Below are 8,040 nucleotides of genomic sequence, written 5' to 3' on the forward strand. Positions count from 1 at the left end.
CGGGCGATGCGGGGCCGCGCGCGGTGCGGGAGAGCGCGGAGGCGGTGCAGCGGTTCCTTCTTCACGGTGGTGCTCCTTTGTCGGTAGGGGTGAATCGATGGGGCACGGCCCCGCCTCGACCGGGGGTCGGCATCGGTGGTGGCGGTCGCCTGCGCCGCCGTTCTGGTGGCGGTGGCGGCGGCGGTGCTGGCCGTCGTCGGCGTCGCCGACACACGTCAGCGGGCCGCTCTCGCCGCCGACCTCGCGGCGCTCGCCGCCGCCGATCGGGCTCTGCTCGGCCCCGAGACCGCCTGCGAGTCGGCGGCGAGGGTCGCCGAGGCCAACGGCGCCAGGCTCACCCGGTGCGCCCTGGCTGCCGACGGCGTCGCGGACCTCAGCGTGGCGGTGTCCGCGGCGGGGAACGTCCCGTTCACGGTGGCGGCGCGATCCCGCGCAGGACCACCGTGAGCAGCCGCACCGCCCCGCGCTTGTGGAGCGGGTCGTTGCCATTGCCGCACTTCGGGGACTGAACGCAGGACGGGCAGCCGCTCTCGCACTCGCAGGCGGCGATCGCGTCCCGGGTGGCCGCCAACCAGTCCCGGGCCGCGTGGTACCCCCGCTCGGCGAAGCCGGCGCCACCCGGGTGCCCGTCGTGCACGAAGATCGTCGGCAGCAGGGTGTCGGGGTGGAGCGCCGTCGAGACGCCGCCGATGTCCCAGCGGTCGCACGTCGCGAAGAGCGGCAGCATCCCGATCGCGGCGTGCTCGGCGGCGTGCAGCGCGCCCGGCAGGATCTCCGGTGTCAGCCGCGCCTCGTCGACCTGGTCCTCGGTCAGCGTCCACCACACCGCCCGGGTGCGGAGCACCCGCGGGGGCATGTCGAGCTTGATCTCGCCGAGGATCTCCCCGGTGACCGGCCGCCGCCGCAGATAGGAGACCACCTGGTTGGTGACCTCCACCGAGCCCAGGTACATCCTGCTCGCGCCCCACTGTTCCGTGAGGTCGGTGTCGAGCACGGCGATCTCGCTGGTGTCCCGGGCCGAGGTGGTCCACGGCGGTGCCGCCGCCTCGACCAGCGCCGTGTGGTCGCCCAGGTCCAGGCTCCGCACGACGTAGCTGGCACCGCGGTGGAGGTGGACGGCTCCCTCGTGCACGGTGGTGTGCGCGGCGGCGGTGTCCACTGTGCCCAGCAGCCGGCCGGTGGCCTCCTCGACCACCTGCACCTGGGGGCCGCCCTCGCCGCGGATGTCCGCCAGGTCGCTCGGCCGGTCGCGCCGTGTCCAGTACCAGGCAGCGCCGCGGCGGCGCAGCAGACCGCGGGCGGTCAGCTTGGGGGTGAGGTCTCGGGCCGAGGCCTCGAACACCGAGAAGTCGGCCTCGGTCAGGGGCAACTCGTCCGCAGCCGCGCAGAGGTGCGGGGCGAGGACGTAGGGGTTGGCCGGGTCCAGCACCGTCGCTTCCACCGGGCGCCGGAACAGCGCCTCGGGATGGTGCACCAGATAGGTGTCCAGCGGGTCGTCCCGGGCGACCATGACCGCCAGCGCCCCCTGGCCGGCGCGCCCGGCGCGTCCCGCCTGCTGCCACAGCGAGGCGCGGGTCCCGGGGAAGCCGGCGATCAGCACGGCGTCGAGACCGGCGATGTCCACCCCGAGCTCCAGCGCGTTGGTCGCGGCGAGGCCGAGGAGTTCGCCGCTGTGCAGGGCGCGCTCCAACGCCCTTCGTTCCTCCGGGAGGTACCCGCCACGGTAGGAGGAGACGGCTTCACCGCGGCGGCGGTCCAGCCGTTCGCGCGCGATCAGCGCGATGAGCTCCGCGGCGCGTCGGGAGCGGACGAAGGCGACAGTGCGGGCTTCCTCACCGACCAGGTCGCAGAGCAGGTCGGCGGCCTCCGCGGTCGCGGACCGCCGCACCGGGGCTCCGCGTTCACCCTTCGCCTCGGTCAGCGGCGGCTCCCACAGCGCGAAGGCCAGCTCGCCGCGGGGCGAACCGTCGTCGGTGACCGCGCCGACGTCCACCCCGGTGAGGCGGGAGGCGCCGAGCCCGGGCTCGGCCGCGGTCGCGGAGGCCAGCAGGAAAACCGGGTGCGCGCCGTAGTGGGCGCAGAGCCGCCGCAGCCGGCGCAGCACCTGGGCGACGTGCGACCCGAAGACCCCGCGGTAGACGTGGCTCTCGTCGATGACGACGTAGCGGAGGCCGCGCAGGAAGGAGGTCCAGCGGCGGTGTCCCGGCAGCAGCCCACGGTGCAGCATGTCCGGGTTGGTGAGCAGGAAGTTGGCGTAGCGCCGGGCCCACGCCCGGGCCTCCGCCGGCGTGTCGCCGTCGTACACCGCGTGGCGGACCGCCGTGCCCAGCGGCGCGGCGAGTTCCTTCACCGCGCGGGCCTGGTCGGCGGCGAGCGCCTTGGTGGGCGCCAGGTAGAGCGCGGTGGGGGCTCGGCCCTCCACCGCCGGCCCGAGCAGCGCGTCCAGCACCGGGGCGAGGTAGGTGAGGGACTTGCCGGAAGCGGTGCCGGTGGCGACGATGACCGACTCCCCGGCCAGCGCGCGCCCGACCGCCTCCGCCTGGTGGCTGTAGGGTCGGTCGACGCCTCGCTCCCGGACGGCGGCGACGACGTCGGGGTGAAGCTGCTGAGGCCAGGGGGAATAACGTGCCGCACGAGCGGGCAGGTGCTCCGTGTGGGTGACACGACCGGAGCGGTCGCCCGCCGATTCGAGGCGCGCCAGCAGGGCCCGGGGTGATCGACGGGCCGTTGGGGTGTCCGGTGTCGGCGGGGCCGGTTCGTACTGCATCGACACCGAGTCTGTCACCGGTCCGGCGGACAATGACCATAAGTCGTCGTCCCCGGCCGTGGGTAAATGATTGAATGCACTGGCGGCAATCGGTTCGCCGCTCCGCCGAGGGGTGGGGGCGTCCCGGGGCAACCGCCCATGAGCAAGGTGCTGGAGGATCTGTGGACCTGTCCCTGTCGACTCGTACCGTCGGCGACCGCACCGTCGTCGAGGTTGGCGGCGAAATTGACGTCTACACCGCCCCGAAGCTGCGCGAGCAGCTCGTGGAGCTGGTGAACGAGGGCAACCACCACTTGGTGGTGGACATGGAGCGTGTCGACTTCCTCGACTCCACCGGACTGGGTGTCCTGGTCGGTGGCCTGAAGCGCGTCCGGGCTCAGGAGGGTTCGCTGCGACTGGTCTGCAACCAGGAGCGCATCCTCAAGATCTTCCGGATCACGGGTCTGACCAAGGTCTTCCCGATCCATGACTCGGTCGACGAGGCCGTCGCGGCGTCCGACTGACCGGTGTGACCGGCCTCCGGGCCGGTGCGGGCGGCTCGCGCGGGCATCGCCACCGCGCGGGTGCGGCTTCCGCACGTCTTCGTCAGCCAACCGAATCACACCACCCACCGTGCTCCCCGTTCCAGGCCGGCGCACCCGCCGGCCGCGGTGGCGTGCGGTGACCGAGGGGGACAGCAATGGCCACCGTCGATCTGCGCTTCAGCGCGTCGCCCGAGCACGTGCGCACCGCTCGGCTGGTAGCCGCTGCCGTTGCCCGTCGCGCCGGCGTCGACGAGTCGGTACTCGACGAACTGCGTCTCGCCGTCGGTGAGGCGTGCACGCGGGCCGTGGGCCTGCACAAACTGCACGGTCTGCAGACCCCGGTGCGGGTCAGCCTGACCGAGGGGGAGAAGACCTTCTCCATCGAGGTCGGGGACGACGCGCCGGGCTCCGTGCCGCAGCAGCGGGACGGCGAGGACGACACCGGCGAGGAGACGGACGAGTTGGGGCTCGCCGTCATCAGTGGCCTCGTGGACGACTTCGAGGTCGCGGCCGACGCGGAAGGTGGCCGGATCAGAATGAGCTGGCCCGCCGCTGCCGCCGTCTGACCTCACCGCGGCTCTGTCGCACCAGCCCCCGCCGCCGGTGCGCCCGGCGGCGGGGGCTGTCGTCCGTGCTGCGCCGGTTTCCCGCCGTTCGGTCCGCCGGGTCACGCCCCGGCCGCGAGCGGCTGCCCCGCTCCTTGACGGCGACGCACTCGGTGGCGCCGCTCCCCTTGGCTTCGCTCGGGTGTGCTCCGGGCATCGCCCCGATGGCCGCGGCGATGGCGCGGCCATCGGGCGCGCCCTCCACCGAGACCGTCCCGGCCGACGCCCCGAAGACTCGGTCCGGAGGCCGGGTCGCCCCGAATCCGTCGGTCCGCGCTGCCGCTCCGTCACCCGCGCCGCTCATCGGTGGCGGACCGGGGCCGGCCCAGAGGACTTGCCCGCCTGCCGGGGGGCGCTCCTCCCTCCGCTCGGGCGGCCCGCCGTGGCTGGGTGATGGGGTGCTGGGTGCGGAGGATTGAGCGAGCGAGCCGTCCTGCGGCCCCTGCCGCCGACGGAGGCCGTTCCCTCTGCAGGACCCGGCGCCGGTCCGCCGGGCCGGGGTGTGGGGAGAGGAACTGTGCAGCCGACCGCGCACGGGCCCGTCCTCGGTGCGCCTGTCCGTTGGTCTGCCGGGGCGCCTTCCGGTCTGCCGCGCCGGGACGGGCGTGTGGAGCGCGGGACCCCCGTTGGTCCCACCGGGCGCGAGGGGCCGTTGCTCCCTCCGCGCAGCGGGCAGCCAACGGGGGCAGCCAACAGGAGCAGCCCGAGCCTCTCGCCGGGGCCTGCCCGGCGGCGGGTCCGAGCCGCGTGATCCCGTGCACGGGCTGCGATCACGCCCACCGGCCGGCCGCCCGGCCGCCCCGCCCCGCCACGCCTGCCACGCCCCGCCCCGCCCCGGCATACGGTGACGTGCCGGTCCCGCTGCGACCCCGGCCCGAGGCGGTGCGCGCCGCGGCAGCGGGCGGTCCCGGCCCGTCGGGCGTCTCCGTCGGCGGCCGCTGCTTCTCGCCATGTCACGGCGGAGAGGCAACGCCGCGGGCCGGGCCCGGGGGAGCGGGTCACCCGGGCGGACGTCCCCCGTTCCGTCACGTTCCGCGCATCACGAGGCGGCCGCCCGTGCAGTGCCGCGTCCCCGACTGACACGCGCGGCAGGGGTGTTGGCCTGCGACACGCCGCGTCCGTCGCCGCCTGCCGCCCCCGGAGCGGCATCCGTTCACCAAGCCCGACGAAGTGACCGACGGTATTCTGTTGATCTTGTCGGGGAATCCTCTTTCATCACCCGGGCGTCGAGTGATCCGGCCAGTCGCCGGGATTTCGGGGCCGAGCACAGAATTCCGACCTACCGACCCCTTTGTGGATGTCCCCCGTCTCCCTACACTCCGGCCACGTCTGTTTCGGATCATCCTGCGTCAAGGAGGACGAATGGTGGGGCTCACATCCCCTCTCCGGGAGCATCCGTACGTCACGGCGGCCGACTCGGCCGCCGAGCTCACGGCGGGAAGCCGTGTCCTGGTTGTGCTGATCGGCCTGGTCGCCCTGGCGGCACTGGGCTTCGCCGTGGTGCTGGCGCGCCAGGTCCTCGCCGCGCGTGAGGGCACCGAGGCGATGAAGAAGATCGCCGCGGCGATCCAGGAGGGCGCGAACGCCTATCTGATGCGCCAGATGCGCACGCTGTCGGTATTCGCCGCCGCGGTGTTCGTCCTGCTGTTCATTCTTCCCGCCGACGACTGGAACCAGCGCATCGGCCGCTCGTTGTTCTTCCTCGTCGGTGCGGCATTCTCGGCGGCCATCGGCTACATGGGAATGTGGCTGGCGGTGCGCAGCAATGTACGTGTTGCGGCCGCTGCCCGGGGCGCGAATCCGCCGGGTGGCGAGGAATTCCCCGCGTCGCACGGGGACGCGGGCGACGGTGACCTGGGGACCGGCCCCGGCGGTCGGCCGATGGCCGTCCCCGACCCGGCGGCGGGCCCCGGCGAGGGTGCGACCGGCCGGACCGGTCGCGCCGCCGTGCCCGATCCCGAGGCCCCCGGAGAACCGGAGCCCCCGGCCACCGGCACGACCGAGGCCGGCACGACCGAGGCCGGGGCCGGGGCCGGCACGACCGAGGCCGGGGCCGGGGCCGAGCCGGAGCGCCTCGGGCGGGACCCGGAGGAGGTGCGCCACGAGGCGATGCGGATCGCGTTCCGCACCGGTGGCGTCGTCGGCATGTGCACCGTCGGCCTCGGCCTGTTCGGCGCGGCCCTGGTGGTCATGGTCTACGCGGCGGACGCGCCGAAGGTCCTGGAGGGCTTCGGCCTCGGTGCCGCTCTGATCGCGATGTTCATGCGGGTCGGCGGCGGCATCTTCACCAAGGCGGCCGACGTCGGTGCCGACCTGGTGGGCAAGGTGGAGCAGGGCATCCCCGAGGACGACCCGCGCAACGCGGCGACCATCGCCGACAACGTGGGCGACAACGTCGGGGACTGCGCGGGCATGGCCTCCGACCTGTTCGAGTCCTACGCCGTGACGCTGGTCGCCGCCCTCATCCTCGGCGCGGTCGCCTTCGGCGACGTGGGCCTGACGTTCCCGCTGCTGGTGCCCGCCATCGGGGTGCTGACCGCGATGGCGGGGATCTTCGTGGTCGCCCCCCGCCGGGGTGACCGCAACAGCATGACGGCGATCAACCGCGGCTTCTTCATCTCGGCCGCGATCTCGCTCGTCCTGGTGGCGATCGCCGCGTTCGTCGCGCTGCCCGGCAGCTTCGCCGAGCTGAGCGGGGTGGACGACGCGGAGATCCTGGCGCACGACGCCGACCCGCGGATGTTCGCGCTCGCCTCGGTCGCCATCGGCATCGTGCTGGCGGCGCTGATCCAGCAGCTGACCGGGTACTTCACCGAGCCCTCGCGGCGCCCCGTGCGCGACATCGGCCGGTCCTCCCGGACGGGGCCCGCCACGGTGGTGCTCGCCGGGTTCTCCCTCGGTCTGGAGTCGGCCGTCTACACCGCGCTGGTCGTGGCGCTCGGCGTGTACGCGGCGTTCCTGGCGGCCGGCGGCACGGTCATGCTGGCGCTGTTCGCGGTGGCCCTGGCCGGCACCGGTCTGCTGACCACGGTCGGCGTCATCGTCGCCATGGACACCTTCGGTCCCGTGGCGGACAACGCCCAGGGCATCGCCGAGATGTCCGGTGACGTCCGTGGCGCGGGCGCGCAGGTGCTGACCGAGCTGGACGCGGTGGGCAACACCACCAAGGCGGTCACCAAGGGGATCGCGATCACCACGGCGGTGCTCGCGGCGGCGGCGCTGTTCGGTGCCTACCGGGACGCCATCGCCAACGCGGTGCAGGACACCGGGGTCAGCGTGGTGGACGCCTTCGGTGCGGCGGGCCTCAACCCCGACATCACCTATCCCAGCAGTCTGGTCGGTCTGATCATGGGCTCGGCGGTGGTCTTCCTCTTCTCCGGGCTCGCGGTCAACGCCGTCGCGCGCTCGGCCGGCTCGGTGGTCCACGAGGTCCGGCGGCAGTTCCGCGAGCACCCCGGGATCATGGACCACTCCGAGAAGCCGGAGTACGGGCGGGTCGTCGACATCTGCACCCGCGACTCGCTGCGCGAGCTCGCCACCCCGGGGCTGCTGGCGGTGATGGCGCCGATCGCGGTGGGCTTCGGACTCGGGGTCGGCCCGCTGGCGGCGTTCCTCGCGGGTGCGATCGGCACCGGCATCCTGATGGCGGTGTTCCTGGCGAACTCCGGCGGCTCCTGGGACAACGCCAAGAAGCTGGTCGAGGACGGACATCACGGCGGCAAGGGCAGCGCCGCCCACGAGGCCACCGTCATCGGCGACACCATCGGCGACCCGTTCAAGGACACCGCGGGCCCGGCGATCAACCCGCTGCTGAAGGTCATGAACCTGGTGGCGCTGCTGATCGCCCCCGCCGTGGTGACGCTGAGTGTCGGCGACGACGCCAACGGTGCCGTGCGGGTGCTGATCACCGTGCTGGCGCTCGCGGTGATCGTCGCCGCCGTCGTGGTCTCCAAGCAACGGGGCATCACAGTCGGGGACCAGGAGGACGAGGCGGGCACCGGCATCGGCCCGCGCGGCGGATCGCCCCCGGCGTCGGCACCCGCCGACCCGTCGGTGGCCCCTACCGGCGGGGCGGGCGGCGACGACCCCGACCGGCGCCGGAGTGGCGGCGAGGGCGGGCCGGTGTAGTGCCGGACCCCGCCGC

Annotated in this window: 4 protein-coding genes and 1 pseudogene; 4 read left to right on the top strand and 1 reads right to left on the bottom strand. The window is 73.8% G+C overall.

Going from position 1 to position 8,040, the window contains the following annotated elements; genetic code table 11:
- Positions 1 to 138 precede the first annotated feature (138 nt).
- Positions 139 to 447, top strand: a complete 309-nt coding sequence (locus HCN56_RS21455) for an Rv3654c family TadE-like protein (RefSeq protein WP_312871349.1) — start codon at positions 139 to 141, stop codon at positions 445 to 447.
- Here the strand turns inward: HCN56_RS21455 and HCN56_RS21460 are convergent.
- The gene (locus HCN56_RS21460; RefSeq protein ID WP_167973612.1) at positions 410 to 2,767 is read right to left on the bottom strand and encodes a DNA 3'-5' helicase SftH; all 2,358 of its coding nucleotides are present in this window, start codon (positions 2,765 to 2,767) and stop codon (positions 410 to 412) included. The genes HCN56_RS21455 and HCN56_RS21460 overlap by 38 nt on opposite strands.
- Before the next feature lie 161 nt (positions 2,768 to 2,928).
- On the opposite strand from HCN56_RS21460, the gene HCN56_RS21465 reads away from it, so the two are divergent.
- From HCN56_RS21465 to HCN56_RS21480, 3 genes and pseudogenes are all read left to right on the top strand, one after another.
- Positions 2,929 to 3,270, top strand: a complete 342-nt coding sequence (locus tag HCN56_RS21465; RefSeq protein WP_167933979.1) for an STAS domain-containing protein — start codon at positions 2,929 to 2,931, stop codon at positions 3,268 to 3,270.
- Between the two features lie 176 nt (positions 3,271 to 3,446).
- Complete coding sequence (locus HCN56_RS21470) at positions 3,447 to 3,857, top strand: ATP-binding protein (RefSeq protein ID WP_167973614.1); 411 nt, start codon at positions 3,447 to 3,449, stop codon at positions 3,855 to 3,857.
- Between the two features lie 1,401 nt (positions 3,858 to 5,258).
- A pseudogene (locus HCN56_RS21480) lies at positions 5,259 to 7,883 on the top strand (sodium-translocating pyrophosphatase); the annotation flags it as partial.
- Between the last annotated feature and the right edge of the window lie 157 nt (positions 7,884 to 8,040).

This window comes from Streptomyces lonarensis (assembly GCF_012033735.1).
Lineage (GTDB): Bacteria > Actinomycetota > Actinomycetes > Streptomycetales > Streptomycetaceae > Streptomyces > Streptomyces lonarensis.